The 18,969-nt window shown below is 56.6% G+C and carries 17 protein-coding genes; 9 read left to right on the top strand and 8 right to left on the bottom strand.

Annotation, left to right across the window (positions count from 1 at the left end; translation table 11 throughout):
* Window positions 1–21: 21 nt before the first annotated feature.
* Both CFBP5473_RS09755 and CFBP5473_RS09760 read right to left on the bottom strand, forming a co-directional pair.
* On the bottom strand, window positions 22–573 hold the full coding sequence (locus CFBP5473_RS09755; RefSeq protein WP_136954341.1) for a hypothetical protein: 552 nt from the start codon (window positions 571–573) through the stop codon (window positions 22–24).
* 163 nt (window positions 574–736) lie between these two features.
* Window positions 737–1,636: a branched-chain amino acid ABC transporter permease gene (locus CFBP5473_RS09760; RefSeq protein ID WP_027675841.1), complete on the bottom strand. Its 900-nt coding sequence runs from the start codon at window positions 1,634–1,636 to the stop codon at window positions 737–739.
* A 61-nt stretch (window positions 1,637–1,697) separates the two neighbouring features.
* On the opposite strand from CFBP5473_RS09760, the gene CFBP5473_RS09765 reads away from it, so the two are divergent.
* Window positions 1,698–2,246, top strand: a complete 549-nt coding sequence (locus CFBP5473_RS09765; protein ID WP_027675842.1) for a CGNR zinc finger domain-containing protein — start codon at window positions 1,698–1,700, stop codon at window positions 2,244–2,246.
* The gene (locus CFBP5473_RS09770; protein WP_027675843.1) at window positions 2,243–2,743 is read left to right on the top strand and encodes a hypothetical protein; all 501 of its coding nucleotides are present in this window, start codon (window positions 2,243–2,245) and stop codon (window positions 2,741–2,743) included. The genes CFBP5473_RS09765 and CFBP5473_RS09770 overlap by 4 nt, the downstream gene beginning before the upstream one ends.
* Window positions 2,744–3,097: 354 nt before the next feature.
* Here the strand turns inward: CFBP5473_RS09770 and ndk are convergent, their stop codons facing one another.
* On the bottom strand, window positions 3,098–3,520 hold the full coding sequence (gene ndk / locus CFBP5473_RS09775; protein WP_018898730.1) for a nucleoside-diphosphate kinase: 423 nt from the start codon (window positions 3,518–3,520) through the stop codon (window positions 3,098–3,100).
* A 102-nt stretch (window positions 3,521–3,622) separates the two neighbouring features.
* Window positions 3,623–4,315 (bottom strand): glutathione S-transferase family protein, encoded by a 693-nt coding sequence (locus CFBP5473_RS09780; protein WP_084631677.1) that lies wholly within the window; start codon window positions 4,313–4,315, stop codon window positions 3,623–3,625.
* 205 nt (window positions 4,316–4,520) lie between these two features.
* Here CFBP5473_RS09780 and CFBP5473_RS09785 point away from each other — a divergent pair, with 205 nt between their 5' ends.
* Together CFBP5473_RS09785 and abc-f are read left to right on the top strand one after the other, a co-directional pair.
* A complete protein-coding gene (locus tag CFBP5473_RS09785) occupies window positions 4,521–5,555 on the top strand; it encodes a GGDEF domain-containing protein (protein ID WP_027675845.1) in 1,035 nt (344 codons plus the stop codon).
* Between the two features lie 1,018 nt (window positions 5,556–6,573).
* Window positions 6,574–8,454, top strand: coding sequence for a ribosomal protection-like ABC-F family protein (gene abc-f, locus CFBP5473_RS09790; protein WP_027675847.1), 1,881 nt, complete (start codon window positions 6,574–6,576; stop codon window positions 8,452–8,454).
* Window positions 8,455–8,532: 78 nt separating this feature from the next.
* Here abc-f and CFBP5473_RS09795 read toward each other — a convergent pair whose 3' ends face one another.
* Complete coding sequence (locus tag CFBP5473_RS09795) at window positions 8,533–8,835, bottom strand: hypothetical protein (RefSeq protein WP_051441300.1); 303 nt, start codon at window positions 8,833–8,835, stop codon at window positions 8,533–8,535.
* Between the two features lie 269 nt (window positions 8,836–9,104).
* On the opposite strand from CFBP5473_RS09795, the gene CFBP5473_RS09800 reads away from it, so the two are divergent.
* Both CFBP5473_RS09800 and CFBP5473_RS09805 read left to right on the top strand, forming a co-directional pair.
* Window positions 9,105–9,941 carry a polysaccharide deacetylase family protein gene (locus CFBP5473_RS09800; protein ID WP_027675848.1) on the top strand — a complete coding sequence of 279 codons (837 nt, stop codon included), beginning with the start codon at window positions 9,105–9,107 and terminating at the stop codon, window positions 9,939–9,941.
* Between the two features lie 122 nt (window positions 9,942–10,063).
* Entirely contained in the window at window positions 10,064–10,990 is a 927-nt protein-coding gene (locus CFBP5473_RS09805) for a Gfo/Idh/MocA family protein (RefSeq protein ID WP_027675849.1), read from the top strand.
* Between the two features lie 23 nt (window positions 10,991–11,013).
* On the opposite strand, the gene CFBP5473_RS09810 is transcribed toward CFBP5473_RS09805, so the two are convergent.
* The 3 genes from CFBP5473_RS09810 to CFBP5473_RS09820 are packed head-to-tail and all read right to left on the bottom strand — an operon-like array spanning window position 11,014 to window position 14,044.
* Window positions 11,014–12,042, bottom strand: coding sequence for a GGDEF domain-containing protein (locus CFBP5473_RS09810; protein ID WP_027675850.1), 1,029 nt, complete (start codon window positions 12,040–12,042; stop codon window positions 11,014–11,016).
* A 32-nt stretch (window positions 12,043–12,074) separates the two neighbouring features.
* Entirely contained in the window at window positions 12,075–12,524 is a 450-nt protein-coding gene (locus CFBP5473_RS09815) for a DNA polymerase III subunit chi (protein WP_027675851.1), read from the bottom strand.
* Between the two features lie 29 nt (window positions 12,525–12,553).
* On the bottom strand, window positions 12,554–14,044 hold the full coding sequence (locus CFBP5473_RS09820) for a leucyl aminopeptidase (protein ID WP_027675852.1): 1,491 nt from the start codon (window positions 14,042–14,044) through the stop codon (window positions 12,554–12,556).
* Window positions 14,045–14,338: 294 nt separating this feature from the next.
* Between CFBP5473_RS09820 and CFBP5473_RS09825 the strand changes: the two genes are divergently transcribed.
* Genes CFBP5473_RS09825 through CFBP5473_RS09835 form a run of 3 tightly spaced genes read left to right on the top strand, consistent with a single transcriptional unit; the run spans window position 14,339 to window position 18,953 of the window.
* Entirely contained in the window at window positions 14,339–15,508 is a 1,170-nt protein-coding gene (locus tag CFBP5473_RS09825) for an LptF/LptG family permease (RefSeq protein ID WP_027675853.1), read from the top strand.
* Window positions 15,505–16,593 (top strand): LPS export ABC transporter permease LptG, encoded by a 1,089-nt coding sequence (gene lptG / locus CFBP5473_RS09830; protein WP_027675854.1) that lies wholly within the window; start codon window positions 15,505–15,507, stop codon window positions 16,591–16,593. The genes CFBP5473_RS09825 and lptG overlap by 4 nt, the downstream gene beginning before the upstream one ends.
* A complete protein-coding gene (locus CFBP5473_RS09835; RefSeq protein ID WP_027675855.1) occupies window positions 16,593–18,953 on the top strand; it encodes an LPS-assembly protein LptD in 2,361 nt (786 codons plus the stop codon). The genes lptG and CFBP5473_RS09835 overlap by 1 nt, the downstream gene beginning before the upstream one ends.
* Window positions 18,954–18,969 lie beyond the last annotated feature (16 nt).

Consider the following 18,969-nt stretch of genomic DNA (forward strand, 5'->3'; position numbering starts at 1 on the left):
ACAGTTTGAGAATCGGCGGGCTTATAAGAGGGCGTAGAGACCAAGCTCGTCCAATGCACCCAGCATTTTCTGCGAGCTCTCCTCCTCTTCCTCCGAGGTAATACCCGCCTCTTTTTCCAGTGCCTTTGTAACCTTGTCGTTCGCGTCGGGATCTGCTGCGGCATCGATAACGTCTTCGACGCTTAATCCTAGCTTATCGAGCCCTAACTCACGATTAAGCGCCATCACAGCGGCAGCGCCTCCCTCGATTTTCAGCTTTCCAAGCGCTTTTCGCATGGCATCCACGAATTCATCATTCGTCCCGTAATTATCCTTATCGACACCAAGAGCCTTGCCTGTCCGATCAATGAGTTCCAACTTGCGCTCGGTGATGCTCATATGATTGACGCTGTACATAGCTTCGGAAATCGTCGTTTCCACTTTCGTTGGCTGGGCTTCGGAATGCACGGTAGACAAAACGCCGGTTGCAGGATTGTCCTGCGCAGTCGCCGAAATTTGCTTGGAGAGGTGGCTGGAAATCTGGCTCTGCTGAAGAATCGATAAAGCTGTGGCATTGATCGGTGCTATGGACACAATCATCTCCTTGAAAAAGCTTGTTTGAATTTTTTAAATATTCGACACGCGCGACTGAAACGCGAAATCGCTGTCCACTTACTATCTCACAGCAGCCTCATGCCTAATTGCAAGGTAGTAGAGATTCGGGAAAAATTCTATAATTTTCTACTCTGGGTATAATTCATAACATCGAACTCCTGCCACTGCGCGCGGCTATCAGCCACAGGACCAGCATTAGGAGAACGGCCGCATCGCGCCAGGCGAGTGGTCCGTAGGCGGCCCATAATGTTTCAGCGACGCCTATGAGCGCAGCACCGGCTGCGGATTTGATCGGGCTGGAATATCCGCCGGCAGCGGAAATCAGCACGACTTTCAGGCCGAAGGTGAGGCCTGCGCCGAAATCCATGTTGCCGTAATAGAAGGTGGCGAGCACGCCGCAGGTGGAGGCGAAGAGGGCTGAAAGGCAGTAGGACAGGAGGAATATTCTGTCGGCATTCACGCCCACGAGTTTTGCGGCCAAGGCGTCTTCGGAGACGGCTTTCCATTGCCTGCCGAAGCGGGACGTTCGTAAAATATGCCATCCGCCGAGAATCAAAATCGCGAAGGCGGCGGTGTTGATGAGCTGCATTGGCGTGGTGGTGACGATGAAGCCGTTTTCCGACCAGAGCGGCAGCGGATCATTGAGAAGCGGCGGAAGCCAAAGGGAGCGCGTGTCGGCGGCGAGCCTTGCGCTTTCCATCAGGGCGATGAGAGCTCCGATGGAGGCGACCGTCACGGCATTGGGCGATGCGCTGGCAAGCGGTCGCATCACTCCACGGCCAATCAACACACCTGCCCAGAGGCCACCTGTTACGCCAGCGGCAGCGCCTAAGCCCAGCGTAGCAGGCAGGATGAGCCAGAGCTGGTTCCAGCCGAAATCCGCAAACAGAAGACAAGTCAGGCCCGCAAAAGCGAAGATGGCGCCGAAGGTGACATCTGCGCGCTTGGTAATGGCGAAGGAGATGGCATAGCCAAAAGCCAGCGCGGCATAGAGGGCAGCGGTTGGAATGGCATTCAAAAGCTGCTGCAGGAAATAAGCCATCCATCCCCTCCTGCGCATCAGTATAACTGGTAAAAGCATTTTTGATAGTTACAATTAAGCCATGAGCTTTACCTGGACCCCTCACCGATTTGCCGGTGGCGCGCTGGCGCTGGATGTTGCCAACAGCGTCATTTTGCGCGGCGACCCCGGGCGTTCCGTGGACCGTTTCGCGGTCAGAGAACAGATCGAAAGTTTTTGTGCGGCGGCCAGCCTGATGTCTGCCGAAAGGGAGAGTTTCCCTTCGCTAGTGCCGCCTTCACGAGGAGCGGAAACTCTGCTGATCGACCTCAGGGAAGCGACTGACCGCTATTTTCGCACAGCAATCGTGGAGGGCGTGGGGAACAATAAGCTGCTTGCTGATCTTTTGAGTGCGTGTGCGCAGGCTTTGCGAGCGCATGATGCCAATGATCTTGCGGCGGCAACGGCGCATTCCGTGCTGAGGCTGATCCATGGGCCAGACAGCGCCCGCATTCGCATCTGTGCCAATTGCGGCTGGCTGTTCATCGACCGCAGCAAGAACCGGAGCCGCATCTGGGGCGACATGGCGGTGTGCGGCAACCGGCAGAAGGCGAGCCGCCATTATCGCCGGAAAAAGGAGAGTGCATCTTGAGACTGCTCGCCTTGTTATTCGTCCCCCTTGCGCTTGCAGCCTGCCAGCGTGAGGAGCAGCGCGAAGTCGCCAAGATTTCCGGTCGCATGTTTGTGTTCAACTATCGTGTTGCGACTGCCACCTATCTCCTAACTCTCCAGCCGCTTTCGCCCATCCGCGAAGGCAGCATGATCGAGGCCGATTTCGAAAACCCGCGCGGCGGCGATGCCTTGACTGTTTCCGAGCGGCTGTTTCCGAAGAACCCGAAGATCGTGCTCCAGAGCCCGCCGGTGGAATGCGTGAAGCAGGACCGCCCTTACAAGGTGACGATCCGCCTGAAAGCGCCGGACGGCCATGTGATCCAGACTATCGAAACAACGGTGAAATCCGACACCGACCAATCGCTGCTTCCGGCAAAGCCGCTGGTGGTTGGGCCGCTCTATACGCCCAACCCGGACGTATTTCGCGGCGACGGGACGACGGATATGAAGCCGGTTCAGGATTGTCCTGCGTCGTAGGACTGGGTTTGGTTGCCTGCTGAGAAAAAGGGCGACCCCTCACTTGCAATTTCTAACACTTAGCCTTCGGCTAAGATGTTGAAATTGCTTTCTCTCCCACAAGGGGAGAGATAAATTTGCCGCACCGCTTTGCCCTCTCTCAACGTCCCATAAGTAGTAAAAACGGTGCTGTTCTTTACCTCTACCCTTGTGGGACCTTAACTTCAGCTAAGTCATAGTTTTTTTAGGTGAGAGGTAAACTCGACGCAACTGGCGCCAACAAAAAACGGAGCCATTTCAGGCTCCGTTTTCATTTTCATATCAGCGACTTAAAAGAACCTTCTAACAAGAAGATTCCGCCGCTTCATAATCAAATCAGCCGACGATTTCGGTTTCTGCGAACCAGTAGGCGATTTCCTGAACGGCGGTTTCAGGGGCGTCCGAGCCGTGAACGGAGTTTTCACCGATGGACAGTGCGAACTGCTTGCGGATGGTGCCTTCGTCAGCGTTGGCAGGGTTGGTGGCGCCCATGATTTCGCGGTTCTTGAGGATTGCGTTTTCGCCTTCCAGAACCTGAACGATGGTCGGGCCGGAGGTCATGCCTTCAACGAGTTCGCCGAAGAAAGGACGCTCTTTGTGAACTGCGTAGAAGCCTTCAGCTTCGCGCTTGCTCATCCAGACGCGCTTGGATGCGATGATACGCAGGCCGTTGTCTTCGAAAACCTTGGTGATGGCGCCAGTGAGGTTACGCTTGGTTGCGTCCGGCTTGATCATCGAGAAAGTGCGTTCAATCGCCATTGTGCGGTTCCTTGTCCTTAGAAAGAAAGTGGGCGGTGTTTACCCGCCCAAAGGCCCGAAAACAAGGGGGATGCGCTGATTTGACACTCAAGCGTTCATATTTCACGCCGCTGTCACACTGCGCCCCTTTGCGCCGTGCAGATCGAGGCAGCGCTCGAACCATTGCCGAACCGGATCCTCCGGCTTGAACAAATCCGCTTTCGAGGTGACGCGCGCCCATTGAAGCGCGCCGAAGACGATGTAATCGGCAAAGAGCGGCGCATCGCCACCGAGGAACGACTGATAGCCAAGCATCCGGCGGATCGGTTCGAGCTTTGCCGGAAATGCGGCAATCTCGTCCTCGCGGTTAGCGGCGATTTCTTCGATCGTCTTGCCGAAGAAGGCTTTGCGGCTGTCGCGAAAATAGGTCCTGTCGGCTTCATCCAGCATTTCGTGAATATCGAGAACGGCAATCTTGACGATGGCCGGATGAAGCTGGGTCTGCGACCAGCTTTCAACAAAGCGTGCGAGCGCCTTGCCGCCCTCTCCATTGAAGAGCGATGGCAGATCGGGATAGGCCTCATCGAGATAAAGCGCGATCTCGAAGCTGTCCTTCACCAGCTCATCTCCATCGCGCAGGATCGGCACCGTTTTGGAAAAGCCGTTTTCCACGCCGGGGATGGCAGTGAAAGCCAGCGGACGTTCCTCGAAATCCAGCCCCTTATGCGCCAGCGACAGCACCGCTTTCCAGCAATGGGGCGAAAACGGGCGGGCCTGATCGGTTCCGCAAAGGGAATAGAGAGTACGTGATGCCATGGCTCTGCCTTTCATCTTTCCAATACCGCCGCATCAAATCAGCAGCGCTGCAGATAATCAAATAACGAAATCTGATGTCGGCCATCACAATGGTTGTAGTGTTTCGATGCCGGTTGAATTTGCGGTCCGTCATTTATTCTATTTTAAAGCCGAGCGCGGATAACGGACCTAACCAACTCAATTGCGTGCAGGGGATATGGGGCGCATGGTGACGCAGACGAACCAGAAAAACCGGGATACAGCCCAAAGCGGGCTGATCATCGCAAAGGTCACGCAGTTCATCACCAAGATGAACCTCGCACCCCTGCCCCGCAATTACGAGCTTTTCTACGAAATCCTTTCGGGCCATCATCCCGAAATTGGCCGCGACATTCTTGCGCTGGGCAACGCGCCGCAGCAGCATGATGTGGATATGGTGGGCCAGAAGCATAATCTGCCGAGCTTTTCGCGCATGGCTGCGGACCGTGCGGTGAGCGAAGTCGTCAGCTCCATCGAACAGATTTCCACACGGCTTGCGGCCACGCTGGAGCGTACGGAAGAAGTTCTTGCCGGTTTCGGTGAAAAGACCGAGTTCTCCCAAAACGATCTGTTTCATATTATCGAAGATGTGCAGAACGAGCAGGCGAGCCTGTTCAATTTCGTGCGGCGCGGGCTTGAGAAAATTCGAGAGCATGAAAACAATACTAAGAGGCTACAGGCCGTTTCCCTGAAAGACACGCTGACGAGCCTGCCGAACCGCGCAGCCTTTCTGGCGAAGCTCGCCGATGTCTGCAACGGAGATGACGGCGCGAGGAATGCCGCACTCGTTCTCGTCAACATCGACCGCTTCCGGGAAATCAACGAGAAATACGGCAACACGGCGGGCAACAAGGCCCTTCGCCGTCTGGCCGCCCTGTTTCGCAAGACGACAAAGAAGGAAGATTTCGTTGCCCGCATCGGCGGTAACGAGTTTGCCTTCCTCTTCCCCAACATCTCGCAGACCACCGCACAGGCCATTGCCGAACGCTTGCGCCACAGCGTGGAAGAACTGCGCTTCGCCACAAAGGAAGGCGGCGAGCATCTGACCGTTTCCATGGGTGTGGCAGGCTCCGAAGGCACGGCAACGGCTGCGGAATTCTACGGCCACGCCGAACTGGCACTCCTCGCCGCCCGCAGCGGCGCACGCAACTGCGTCATTCCCTATTGCAAGGAAGTGGCGCAGCGTTCACGCAACAGCTATTTGATGCATCTGGGTGCATGAACATCTGGAACAGAACCGCTAGAGGTTGTCAAAATTAACGGCCACTCTTATACCGAGACGTAAATAGATATTATTTATAAAGCCTGATTACCTGTGGCAATCCTTACTCAATTTCATTCGTATCGGGCCGGATATAAAGCTGTACCACCCGTTTCGGGTAGCCTTTTCAATGACGACGATAAACGATTCATTTCCAACGATTGAGCACGCGAATCGGCGTTTTACCTTTGAGCATCTCGTTCCAGTCTCCATATGCTTGCCGGGTCAAGGAGCGGGAGGAGCTGATATCAAAGTCCGCATATCTTATCAGACGCACGTCTTCTCCCAACGCCATGAGGGAAGTTCTGGGGTCTTTTGCCTAAAGGACGAGGCGGGACTACCTCGGCAACTTTGCGCGGAGCGCTACGCAAACTCCCTTGCCCTCCCACAGAACTGCAAAAACATGGTTGAAAGCAATTATCTGACGTGGGAGTCCTTGGACAAGAACAAGGCCACCAACCTCGCGGTAACGGGACCCATTTTAACGTCTGGCCTAAACAATCTCATTGTCTACTATCTGTTTCCGAGCCGGTCTCGCGCGCATGATGTCGAATTAGTCGTCAAAAGCGCTTATCGGAAGAATATCAACTTCGATCACATCAAGCGGCGGTACAATGTGCGTCAACTCATAAAAAGGACGCACTTTCAGCAAGTAAGAGTACCTTAAAACAAAAAAGGCTCCTCAAAGGAGCCTTTCCCATGGCGGTTCCGCCGAACGAGTGTGCCTTACCGTGGTGTACCGACCCGTGAGGGTGCACTTGCAACAGCGACCTTCCGGAAGCCTCGTTGTCTGCTGCTACAACCCTTATAAGCCTCATCGTTTGCTATTTCAAGTCTCGTGTATCTATGCGCAGACGTTTGCTACACTCAGAGCCGAGTTTCCAAACATGCTCTCAGGTAACGGGAACTACTCCAAATGTCCTAAAACTGTTGTCTCCCCGCTCTTGCGCAGAACTCTGAGTTCAGCCAAAACGGCGCCATGATTACGATTACCGATCTTTCCGCCCGTATTGCAGGCCGCCTGCTTCTCGACCACGCCAGCGTATCGCTGCCTGCCGGTGTGAAGGCCGGGCTTGTGGGACGAAACGGTGCTGGAAAATCCACGCTGTTTCGGGTGATTACCGGCGATCTCACGGCCGAGAGCGGTGGCGTGACGATCCCCAAGCAGGCGCGCATCGGCCAGGTGGCGCAGGAAGCGCCGGGAACGGAAGATTCGCTGATTTCCATTGTTCTGGCTGCCGACAAGGAACGTGCGGCGCTGCTGAAGGAATCCGAAACCGCCACCGATCCCAACCGCATTGCCGAAATACAGATGCGGCTTGTCGATATCGACGCGCATTCGGCGGAAGCGCGTGCTTCCAGCATTCTGGCCGGTCTTGGCTTCGATCAGGAAGCGCAGCTGCGCCCCGCCTCGTCCTTTTCCGGCGGCTGGCGCATGCGTGTGGCGCTGGCCTCCGTTCTCTTTGCCGAGCCCGATCTGCTGCTGCTGGACGAGCCGACCAACTATCTCGACCTTGAAGGGACGCTGTGGCTTGAGGATTATGTGCGGCGTTATCCGCACACCGTCATCATCATCAGCCACGACCGCGATCTGCTGAACAATGCAGTCAATTCGATCATCCATCTGGATCAGCAGAAGCTGACATTCTATCGCGGCGGCTACGATTCCTTCGAGCGTCAAAAGGCCGAGGCCGACGAGTTGCAGATGAAGGCGAAGGTGAAGAGCGACGCTGCGCGCAAGCACCTGCAAAGCTACATCGACCGCTTCCGCTACAAGGCCTCCAAGGCCAAGCAGGCGCAGAGCCGCATCAAGGCGCTGGAGCGCATGGGGACTGTGGCGGCGGTGATCGAGGATCATGTCCAGCCGATCAACTTCCCGGAGCCGGAAAAGCAGCCCGCCTCGCCCATCGTCGCCATCAATAGCGGTGTGGTGGGTTATGAGCCGGGCAAACCGATCCTGAAGGGTCTGAACCTGCGCATCGACAATGACGACCGCATCGCGCTACTCGGCTCCAATGGCAACGGTAAATCAACTTTTGCGAAGTTCATTTCCGGTCGTCTCGCAGCACAAGCGGGCGATCTGCGCGTAGCGCCGGGGCTGAAGATCGGCTTCTTCGCCCAGCATCAGCTGGATGATCTGGTGCCCAACGATACGCCTGTGGAGCATGTACGAAAGCTGATGCCGCAGGCACCGGAAGCGCAGGTGCGTTCCCGCGTGGCGCAGATGGGTCTCGCGACGGAGAAGATGTCTACCGCCGCCAAGGATCTTTCAGGTGGCGAGAAGGCGCGCCTGCTGATGGGCCTTGCCGCATTTCACGCGCCGAACCTGCTGATCCTCGACGAACCGACCAACCACCTCGACATCGACAGCCGCCGCGCGCTGATCGAAGCGCTGAACGATTATGATGGCGCCGTCATCCTGATCTCGCACGATCGCCACCTCATCGAAGCGACCGTGGACCGGCTCTGGCTGGTAAACAACGGCACCGTCACCAGCTTCGATGGCGACATGGACGAATATCGCGACATCGTCATCGCCTCCGGCAAGAAGAAGGACGAAAAAGAAGTCGTCAGCGACCAGGCCTCCAAGGCCGACCAGCGTAAGGCAAACGCCGAGAAGCGTGCGCAGCTGGCACCGCTGAAGAAAAAGATCAACGAAATCGAATCGCTAACGGCGAAACTTGAGAAACAGATTCAATACCTCGACGCCGAACTTGCCGACCCCACCCTCTACGAAAAAGCGCCCGCCAAGGCGGCTGAGAAGGTAAAGCAACGCGGAGAAACCGCAGCCAAGCTTTCCGACGCGGAAGAACAGTGGTTGATGCTTTCCAGCGAGTACGAAGAGGCGATGGCGGGTTGACGATCATGTCAGCAAAGCGTGCGCCTGCTGACATGAAGATTGACGAAGCGGTATCGACCGCATCTTGTCGAATGAATATTATTTTGCGGCTGACGAGCCCTCACCGGCGGCGATGAAGGAGAAATCGCGGTCTGAGGGATTACCATCGCCATTTCCCAGTTTCAGGTAAAGTTCGGTATTATTCAAGCTCTGTATAACGGCGTTATCGCGCGTGTTTCCATTGTTATATATTTGCGTAGCCGATGCTCCGCTGACAGACTCAAAACCTGGCCGGAATGAAATTAAATAAAAGCCTTCGCTTGAGCGTGTTGCCGTAAATCCGGTTCCAAATTTCACGCTACCGTTGGCGTTGATCGTGCCTGCAATAATACGTTGAGTCATTAAAACCTCCGTTGGATTTGCATTTACGCCTTAGCACTACGACAAATGCCCACGTTAACAACTAGTAATTTTATTCCATTTATTTTTCTACCTATTGGAGAAAACCAAATTGTATCAATTTGGATAAGATAGCAGGCACTTTTTCCTATTACTGCCGCTTTCACTAAGTCAGGTCATAAGCTTTTCACATCGCACTAACCAAGCATTAACCATAATCGGCGAAATTCTCGGGAGTTCATTCCTGCATTTTCTCGAGAATCAAAATGGTTTTGCGCCAAGTTTATATCGCTGCTTGCGTCGCCGCGTGCCTTTCCAGCTGCGCGGGCAAACCGCAGGCGGATGGGTCTCTCAAGACGGCATTTGCGGCCAGCATGCCGGAGGCGCCCTCTAAGGGAGCGCATGATCCGGTTGCGCTTTCGCCTGCGGCGTGGATGCGTCCGCGCAACCCTACGGGGCTTGCGGGGCGGGATATTGAGGTTTCGTCTCTCAAGGATATCGCGCTTGCCAACAAGGAAGTCGTTCTGAGTTTCGATGACGGTCCGGTGCCGGGCAAGACGGAGCGGATTCTGGCGACGTTGAACGATTTTGGTGTGAAGGCCACCTTTCTGATGGTGGGTGAGATGGCGCAGGCGCATTCTGCCATTGCCAGGAAGGTCGTGGCCGAGGGGCATAGCATCGGCAGCCACACATTCAGCCACCCCAACCTGCGTGCAATGTCCTTCGATCGTGCCTTGGCGGAAGTGGCTAAGGGAGAGAAGGCGGTATCGAAAGCCACCGAGACGGACGCGATGTTCTTCCGGTTTCCGTACCTTGCCGATAGCGGCAGCCTGCGCCACATGGTTTCCGAGCGCGGGCTCGTGATCATGGATGTGCAGATCGATTCCAAGGATTATTTCACCGATAATCCCGCGCAGGTGGCGTCGCGTACCATCGCGGCGCTGCGCCATCGAGGCAGCGGCATTATTCTGATGCATGACATTCACAAGCGCACGGCGGCAATGCTGCCTGCCCTGCTGACGCAACTGAAAGCGGAAGGCTACAAGGTCGTGCATCTGGTCTACAAGAAGCCTGCACACAAGCCGATGCTCGTCGCTTCCGCCAGCTGATCGATGATGCGGAGCGCGATGATTTAGCTGTTGTCGCGCCTTCCCCACCTTGCCCGCCTGCCCGTTTCTGATACAAGGCATAAAGTATTATTTTTGCAGCATCTAACGGGTCATAAGCAATCATGTCAGCCATAAAGCTTGCCATTGTCGGCGTCGGCAAAATCGTTCGCGACCAGCATCTTCCAGCCATTGCCGCCAATCCGGATTTCGATCTGATCGCAACGGCAAGCCGCCATGGCACAGTTGAAGGCGTACCGTCCTATGGCACCATCGATGCATTGATCGAGGCTGTGCCGGATGTGCAGGCCGTTTCGCTCTGCATGCCGCCGCAATATCGTTATGAAGCGGCCTATGCTGCGCTGAATGCTGGCAAGCATGTTTTCCTCGAAAAGCCTCCGGGCGCGACGCTTTCCGAAGTACAGGATCTGGTTCGACTGGCTGGTTCCAAAGGCCTTTCTCTGTTTGCCAGCTGGCATTCGCGTTATGCACCGGCTGTCGAAGCGGCAAAGAGCTTCCTCGCTTCCACCAAGATCAACAGCGTGCATGTGATCTGGAAGGAAGATGTGCGCCACTGGCATCCGAACCAGGAATGGATCTGGCAGGCTGGCGGTCTTGGCGTGTTCGATCCCGGCATCAATGCATTGTCTATCATCACGCATATTCTGCCGCGCGCGCTTTTCATCACCAAGGCTACGCTGGAATTCCCAGAGAACCGCGATGCGCCGATTGCGGCTGACATCCATTTCTCCGACGTTGCGAAGACGCCCGTACATGCCGAATTCGACTGGCGTCAGACCGGCAAGCAGAGCTGGGACATCGTGGCCGAAACGGATGCAGGCCAGATGGTGCTTTCCGAAGGCGGCGCGAAGCTTTCCATCAATGGCGAGCTGAAGTTCTCCGAGCCGGAGCGCGAATACCCTGCCCTTTACGAGCGTTTTGCGGAGATCATCAAGGCCAAGACTTCCGACGTCGATCTGGCGCCGCTGATGCATGTGGCCGATGCATTCCTGCTTGGCCGTCACAAGTTCGTGGATTCGTTTTACGACTGATCAGGCGTGAAACACTGACAGCTTCAAAGGGCGCGGCTGATGAAACGGTTGCGCCCTGCTTTTTTGGCCTGATACAGCGCCTCATCCACGTTACGCAGCAGGCTGTTCCGGTCATTGCCGGACTGTGGCGCAATGGCGCCGCCGATGCTGAGATTTGCCGTTACCGATGTGCCACTGACATCGAAAGGCTGACGGAAGGCTTCGAGTAGCCGTTCGGCGATTTTTTCCAGCGTTTCCGGCGCACGCGGGCGCGGAATGAAGATTGCGAACTCATCTCCGCCCATGCGAATGACGGTATCCTGAGACCGTACCGATTCCCGGATGCGCTTTGCGGCATCCTGCAAAACCTGATCGCCCGCGGGATGACCCAGCGTATCATTGATGGCCTTGAAGCCATCCATATCGAGATAGAGCGCGCCGAAGGTATCGTTTTCGCGCAGTGCCTCGTAAAGCTGCGCATCCACCACTAGATCCAGTGCCTTGCGGTTATAAAAGCCGGTCAACGGATCGGTCATGGCAGCATCGCGCAACTCGTTTTCCGCAAGGCTCATGACGAAATTGGCCTTCTGGAGACGCAGAAGAGCACCGGCGAGCGTTGCGAAGCGCCGCAGGCTTTCCTGCTCGTCATTGCCGAAAGAACGCGGCTTTGTATCGGTCAGGCAGAATGCGCCGATGGGGAGGCCCGGCTCAAGTTCGATGGGCGTACCGGCGTAGAAGCGGATATTGGGGCTATCATTCACATAGGGCATGTCGCGCCAATGCGGGTCATCGGCCAGATCCGGGATGACGAAAGTTTCATTGTTCGTAACGACGATATTGCAGGCGGAAATGTCGCGCGCGCATTCGTTGATCTGCTCACCGGACTGATGGACGATGTGCATCCAGTCGGCATCGAGAATATGCACCGCCGCGCGGGACGTGCCGAACATTTCCTTTGCAAGTGTGGAAAGAGCGCCAAGCTCGTCTGCCGGACCATCTGCCAGAGGAAGGATTTCACGAACGGCGGTAAGCCGCCGTGCTTCGCTGGTGGAAAGTCTCGTCATCTGCCCCATCGCCCCAGAACCCTCGTCGTCTTCGCCTTGTCTTACGCTTTCTTCTGCCACCGGCCTTCTGGCGACTGCTGCCAATAGGTAAGCGTGTGGCCCTCGCCTTTCAACTTTTTCCACTGAGCGCGTGCGCCTTCAAGTTGCACGGCATCATATCCATCGAACATGAACACAATTCGCTCATAGGCATCTAGTGCCGGAGGTTCGGCACCTTCCACGATGAAACGCACGGTTGCTTCGTTTGCATTGTCTGCGGAGGCCGTCAGCAAAACCGGCTGGCTGGCCGGTGCGGCGGTGGCATCGGTTGAATGGGGCAGGAAGCTGTCATCGCGGAACGTCCAGAGGTGAACGTCCAGCACATCCCGCTTCTCCTCGCTGGCCGTCTGAACCGCGACCTTCCAGCCGCGCTCCAGCGATTTTTCCAGAAGCGGCGGCAGCGCATCCTCCAGCTTGGATTCCGTCAGATGGTAAAAGAGAACTTCCGTCATCGGAACATTGCCGCCTTCATGCCTTTAACTCAGTCTTCGTAATGCGCGCGCACCAGTTCATCCAGAAGACGAACACCGTAGCCGGAGCCCCAGGACTGGTTGATTTCGGTGAGCGGCGAGCCCATCGCGGTGCCTGCAATATCCAGATGCGCCCAAGGCGTATCGCCCACGAAGCGCTTGAGGAACTGCGCTGCCGTGACGGAACCGGCCAGACGACCCGCGCTGTTCTTCATGTCGGCAAATTTCGAGTCGATGATCTTGTCGTAATCCTTGCCGAGCGGCATGCGCCACAGGCGTTCCTGCGTCGTATCCCCCGCCTTGGTCAGGCGCTCCGCCAGTTCATCGTCATTCGAAAAGAGTCCCGCCTGCAGATTGCCGAGCGCAACGGTGATAGCGCCGGTGAGCGTTGCAAGATTGATCATGAATTTCGGCTTGAAACGGTCATTCGTGTACCAGAGCGCATCGGCCAGAACGAGACGGCCTTCGGCATCGGTATTGATGATTTCGATGGTCTGGCCCGACATGGAGGTGACGATGTCACCCGGGCGCTGCGCATTGCCATCCGGCATGTTTTCTACAAGGCCGATGACGCCGATGACGTTCGCTTTAGCCTTGCGCGCGGCCAGCGTGTGCATAAGGCCGGTCACGGCAGCGGCACCGCCCATATCGCCCTTCATATCTTCCATGCCAGCGCCGGGCTTCAGCGAAATGCCGCCCGTATCGAAGACCACGCCCTTGCCGATGAAAGCAATCGGCTCATCCTTCTTGGAACCGCCCTTCCACTGCATGATGGCAAGGCGCGGAGGACGAACGGAGCCCTGCGCAACGCCCAAGAGCGCGCCCATGCCGAGCTTCTTCATTTCTTTCTCGCCCAGGATTTCCACCTCGACGCCGAGCTTCTTCAGCTCCTCGGCCTTGTCTGCAAACTCTTCAGGTCCGAGAACATTCGGCGGCAGGTTGACGAGATCGCGCGCCAGAATGACGCCGCCTGCAATGGCTTCAGCGGAAGCGAAAGCCTCCTTGGCGTCAGCCGAAGCAGCCGTGACGATAGTGACCTCGACGCTTTTTGGCGTCTTGTCCTCCTCGGACTTCTTCTTTGTCTTATACGCATCGAAGCTATAGGCGCGAAGAAGGAGGCCGAGCGCGAAATCTGCCGCGGCCTTGCCGGTTGCCTCTAAGCCAAGGGCATCGAGATGAACGACGACCTTTTCCGCCTTCTTGAACTGTGCAGCGGCTGCACCACCGGCGCGCAGCCAGTCATGCGGGGTGAGCTTGGATGCCTTGCCGAGACCGATGACAACGATTCGATCCGCCTCAGAGCCCTGCGGCGCCAGCACATCCAGCACGCTCATGGACTTGGCGGCAAAGCCTGCGACCTTGGCAGCCTTTGCCAGGACGCCGGAAGGATCGACCTCAGCCTGACCGGCTGCGGCGCTCTCGCCCGCGATCTGGACAAGAACGGCGGTGGCGTTTTCGAGCGAAGCGGAGTTGGAAAATGAAATATCGAATCTGGCGGACATTTTTCTGCTCATCTTGTTATTCGAGGTTGCCGTGGATCATGGCTTTTTCAGCCCGCGGCGCAACCCCGCCATGGCTTTTCCCGGTGGCAAATTTATGAATCGCGCTCATTCATAAAGGCTTATCTACAAAAGTTTTTTCTCGCGCTGTTCAACAAAAAGACACAGCGCTGGGAAAAATTGCTGCGCGAAACAAATTTGTGAGCAATGCAGAGTCGCCATTCGTAATCGTTCGGATTACATAGGGCCGGTTCCCGGCAGCGGGGAAAATAATGAAAAAACGTCACCAGGGACTAAATGGCGCTTCTTGAACGATACATATTGCGACGTTCGACGCAGATGTTTCTCGTCGCGCTTCTGCCCGTTCTCGCCATCATCTGGACGATCCAGGTGTTGCAGAGAATCAATCTCGTCACCGATAGCGGCCAGTCCATGGGCTCGTTCATGACGTTGGCAACCATGCTGTTGCCGACGCTTATTCCCGTGGTGTTGCCCTTCGCGCTCGTCATCGGCGTGACGCAGACGTTGACGGCGATGAACACGGATTCGGAGCTTGCGATCATCGACGCGTCCGGCGCGCGCCGCACGCTGATCTACAAGCCGATCCTCATTCTGGGTGCGGCCCTCAGCCTCGTTTCCTTCGGCATCACCAATTTTGCCGAACCGCCTGCGCGCGCCGCAGCAAGACAGATGGTGGCCGCCGCCTATGCCGACCTCCTTTCCTCCGTCATCGAGGAAAAGACGTTCCGCACCATTCAGGACGGGCTCTATGTCCAGATCGCCCAGCGTCAGGGCCGGATTCTGCGCGGCCTCTTCGTGGCGGATCGTCGCGACCCGAATTACGACCTTATCTATTATGCCAAGGAAGGCATGATCGATGAGGGCGGTACATCGCTGACCATGCGTGACGGCGAAGTGCAGCAGAAGACACCGGACGGCAAGGTTTCCGTCGTCAAGTTCCTGTCCTATGCCTTCGATCTTTCGACCATGTCGGAAAAATCCGATAACGAACCTTCGCTTTCCTCCAGCGATGCGAGCCTGGCATTCCTGCTCTTGCCGGATGAGAATAATGAAAGCTACAAGAAGGCTCCCGGCGGTTTCCGCTCGGAACTGCACCGTCGCCTCGTCGACTGGATGTTCCCTTTCGTCTTCGCCCTGATCTCGCTGGTGGTTGCCGCAGATGCGCGTTCGCACCGCGAAGCGCGGCTGCACCCCATGGTCGCTGCACTGGTGACTGCCTTCATGCTGCGCTGGCTTGGCTTCTATTTCACCAATCAGGTCAAGCAGAGCGCGGCATTCATTCCGCTGGTCTATGCGGTTCCCGTGGTCAGCGGCGCGATTGCGACCTATCTGCTGATGAGTGGACGTAAGCTTCGCCTGCCAGCCTTTCTCCACGGTGCGGTACAGAGCGCACAGAAGCGCCTCTCCTCGCCCAAGCCAAACGGTTCCGGGGGGCAGAGCGCATGATGTTCGGCACCCTCTCCCGCTATTTCCTGAAGAGATACGCCATCACCACCTTGTGGTTCCTGCTCGGCGTGTCCTCGATCATCTTCCTTGCAGACTTCAGCGAGACCGCGCGACGCATGTCTGGCCTGCCGGGATATTCTGTTCCTGCAGCGCTTGGCCTCACGGCGTTGCGCCTGCCCCTCATTCTTCAACAGACGATACCTTTCGTTGCGCTTTTCGTTGGCATGACGACGCTGATCTCGCTCAACCGCCGCTACGAGCTGGTGGTGACGCGTGCCGCAGGGATTTCGGTCTGGCAGTTCATGATGCCGTTCGTGGGCGGCGCGGTGATTCTCGGCATTCTCGCCATCACCGCCTTGAACCCGCTCGCGGCCTGGGGCGAAAGCCAGTCGCTTTCGGTCGAGGCGGGTTGGCGAAATGAAGGCGGTACACCGCGGCAGCAGCAGGTGATTCCATGGCTGCGCCAGAGCAGCGGCGGACAGGACACGATCATCGGAGCGAAGAGCTACGAGGACAACGGTACGCTGTTGCAGGATGTGGTATTGATACACCTCGATCCGAGGGGCAACATCACCTCCAGACAGGACGCCAAGTCCGCCAAATTGGAAGATGGTTACTGGCTTCTTAACGACGTTTCGACAATCACGCCCGGCCATGTGCCAACGCGGGAAGCGACGGCGAGAATCAGTACCAATCTGAGACAGGAATTCGTTCAGGAGCGCCTGACACAGCCGGAAACCGTTGCTTTCTTTGATCTTTCTCGGAAAATCGAAGTTGCGCAGTCTTTCGGACTGTCTTCAAAGGCACTGGAAACGCAGTACCACTTCCTGCTTTCCATGCCATTTCTGCTGGTTGCGATGACGTTGATCGCGGCGACTGTTTCATTGAAGTTCAGCCGTTTTGCACAGTCTCGTTCCCTGATTCTAGGTGGAATCGTTTCCGGCTTCGTGCTTTATGTGGTAACCGTGCTCGTAAGGGCATTCGGGAGTAGCGGTGTGTTCCCTCCCTTCGTCGCGGTCTGGATTCCAGTCGTCGTGGCGTTGGCGTTGGGGGCAACCATTCTGCTTCATCAGGAGGACGGCTAGTGGCGGTATTTGACCGCGGGAATATCAGACGGCTTGCTGCGGCCCTTCTGACAGGGGCTGCTGTGTGCGCATATGTTGCAACGGCTTCCAGCGCTTTCGCGGAAGACGGTGTCATGATCGGCGACGCTCAAGACCAATCAAAACTCCTGCTTACAGCAAATGATCTGACCTATAATCGTGACCAGGAGCGCGTTATTGCCTCCGGCGGCGTGCGATTGAAATATTCGGGCTACCGCATGGTGGCCCAGCGTGTGGAATTCAACCAGTCCACCGGACGGGTGATGGCGCGCGGCAACATCGAGTTGATCGAGCCCGGCGGCAACCGAATCTATGCCGATGAACTCGACGTAACGGACAATTTCGCCCAGGGTTTCGTTAACGCCCTGCGCGTCGAAACCACGGACAATACACGCATCGTCGGCGAGAGCGCGGAGCGCCTCAACGAAGACGTGATGGTTCTCAACAACGGTACCTACACGGCCTGCCTTCCCTGCGCCGAGCGCCCTGACAAGCCGCCATTGTGGCAGGTGAAGGCGCAGCGCGTCATTCAGGACGGTAAGAAACAGACGGTGCGTCTGGAAAAGGCTCAGTTCGAGCTTTTTGGCAAGCCTATCGCCTATCTGCCTTTCATCACGGTTCCAGATAACCGGGTAAAGCGCAAATCCGGCTTTTTGTTCCCGCAGTTCAGCGTCACCGATAATCTCGGTTTCGGCGTCGGCGTTCCCTATTATCAGGTCCTTGGCCCCAGCGCCGACGTGACGATCACGCCGACCTATTATTCGACACAGGGTCTTCTGCTTCAGGCCGAGGTGCGCCAGCGTTTCGAAATGGGAACGCATACGCTGACACTGGCTGGTATCAACCAGCAGGATTCCAGCAAGTTTGAATCCGGCACCAGCGACGCGCTGAACGATCAGCGCGGCATGGTCGCCACCAGAGGCGATTTCAAAATCAATCCGCGCTGGGCATTCGGTTGGGATGCCATGGTGCAGAGCGACAACAACTTCTCGCGCACTTACGGCCTCAAGGGCTATAAGAGCGAGACGCAGACGAACAAGCTCTACCTCACCGGTTTTGGCGAGCGTAACTCGTTCGAGGCGAACGCCTATTACTTCAACGTTCAGGACAAGGATGATTCCGAGACCGAAGAACGCAAACAGGCGATGGTCCATCCGGCCATCGACTACCGCTACTTCGTGCCGGATCCCGTTTATGGCGGCGAGCTTTCTCTGACGACGAACCTGACCAGCCTGACACGTCGCGATGAGGATGCCTATGCTCTGGGCAACTCCATCCGTTTCCCGGGTCTGGAGGGCACCTATACCCGCCTGTCGACCGAAGCCGAGTGGAAGCGCACCTTCACTCTCGATAGCGGCTTGCAGCTGACGCCACTTGCGGCACTTCGCGGCGACGTGCTGTCGACCGATATGGGAACGCAGGGCTTTGCCTATAACAGCATGATCAACGACGATGCCGCCTTCAGAGGCATGGCGACGTTCGGTCTGGAAGCGCGTTACCCTATCCTGTTCACCGCCGAGCACAGCAACCACGTCATCGAGCCGATTGCGCAATTGTTCGTGCGTAACAACGAGCAATATGCGGGCGAAATTCCAAACGAGGATTCGCAGGCATTCGTTTTCGACGCGACCAACCTGTTCGAGCGTGACAAGTTCACCGGTTACGACCGTATCGAAGGCGGCACGCGCGCCAATATCGGCTTCCGCTATAACGGCACGTTCGATAATGGCTATGGCATTCGCGCCATTGCCGGCCAGTCCTTCCAGCTGGCAGGCCAGAACTCCTTCGCATCGACCGATCTCGTCAATGTCGGCGCGGATTCAGGCCTTGAGTCCACCCGGTCCGATTATGTCGCCATGGCCGCCATCGATGCGCCTATCGGGCTTTCCTTCTCGAGCAGCTTCCGCTTCGACAAGGATAATTTCGACATCAACCGCATGGAAAATGGTGTGAGCTACACCGATAACCGGTTTACGGGCAAGGTCAGCTACACGCAGGTCAAGGCACAGCCTGAATATGGCTACGACCGCGACCGCGACATCATCCAGACATCCGGCAAGCTGCGCCTTGACGACAACTGGGCGCTTTTCGGTTCGATCAACTACGATCTGAACAACAAGTTCTCCAGCGAGCGCCGCATCGGCATTCTCTATCAGGATGAGTGTACGATCTTCACGGTCAGCTACTCCGACGAGGGCAACCTGAACACGGTGCGTGAAGCGGCCAATGACTGGTCCATCAACGCCCGCCTCGCCTTCCGCACACTCGGCGATATCAGCGTCGGTTCTGCTGCTGAAGACTGGGATAAGGCCGATATCGGCTGGCAGCCAAACAATTATTGACATGGAGGCGGCGGGA

Source organism: Agrobacterium larrymoorei, from assembly GCF_005145045.1.
Taxonomy (GTDB): Bacteria; Pseudomonadota; Alphaproteobacteria; order Rhizobiales; family Rhizobiaceae; genus Agrobacterium; species Agrobacterium larrymoorei.

What these genes read in the sequence shown, in the direction of transcription:
- CFBP5473_RS09795 (WP_051441300.1), bottom strand. Translation starts at nt 8,835, where the DNA reads ATGACTCAACGTATTATTGCAGGCACGATCAACGCCAACGGTAGCGTG.
- CFBP5473_RS09825 (WP_027675853.1), top strand. Translation starts at nt 14,339, where the DNA reads ATGGCGCTTCTTGAACGATACATATTGCGACGTTCGACGCAGATGTTT.
- CFBP5473_RS09810 (WP_027675850.1), bottom strand. Translation starts at nt 12,042, where the DNA reads ATGGGGCAGATGACGAGACTTTCCACCAGCGAAGCACGGCGGCTTACC.
- CFBP5473_RS09760 (WP_027675841.1), bottom strand. Translation starts at nt 1,636, where the DNA reads ATGGCTTATTTCCTGCAGCAGCTTTTGAATGCCATTCCAACCGCTGCC.
- CFBP5473_RS09815 (WP_027675851.1), bottom strand. Translation starts at nt 12,524, where the DNA reads ATGACGGAAGTTCTCTTTTACCATCTGACGGAATCCAAGCTGGAGGAT.
- CFBP5473_RS09805 (WP_027675849.1), top strand. Translation starts at nt 10,064, where the DNA reads ATGTCAGCCATAAAGCTTGCCATTGTCGGCGTCGGCAAAATCGTTCGC.
- CFBP5473_RS09780 (WP_084631677.1), bottom strand. Translation starts at nt 4,315, where the DNA reads ATGGCATCACGTACTCTCTATTCCCTTTGCGGAACCGATCAGGCCCGC.
- ndk (WP_018898730.1), bottom strand. Translation starts at nt 3,520, where the DNA reads ATGGCGATTGAACGCACTTTCTCGATGATCAAGCCGGACGCAACCAAG.
- lptG (WP_027675854.1), top strand. Translation starts at nt 15,505, where the DNA reads ATGATGTTCGGCACCCTCTCCCGCTATTTCCTGAAGAGATACGCCATC.
- CFBP5473_RS09785 (WP_027675845.1), top strand. Translation starts at nt 4,521, where the DNA reads ATGGTGACGCAGACGAACCAGAAAAACCGGGATACAGCCCAAAGCGGG.
- abc-f (WP_027675847.1), top strand. Translation starts at nt 6,574, where the DNA reads ATGATTACGATTACCGATCTTTCCGCCCGTATTGCAGGCCGCCTGCTT.
- CFBP5473_RS09820 (WP_027675852.1), bottom strand. Translation starts at nt 14,044, where the DNA reads ATGTCCGCCAGATTCGATATTTCATTTTCCAACTCCGCTTCGCTCGAA.
- CFBP5473_RS09765 (WP_027675842.1), top strand. Translation starts at nt 1,698, where the DNA reads ATGAGCTTTACCTGGACCCCTCACCGATTTGCCGGTGGCGCGCTGGCG.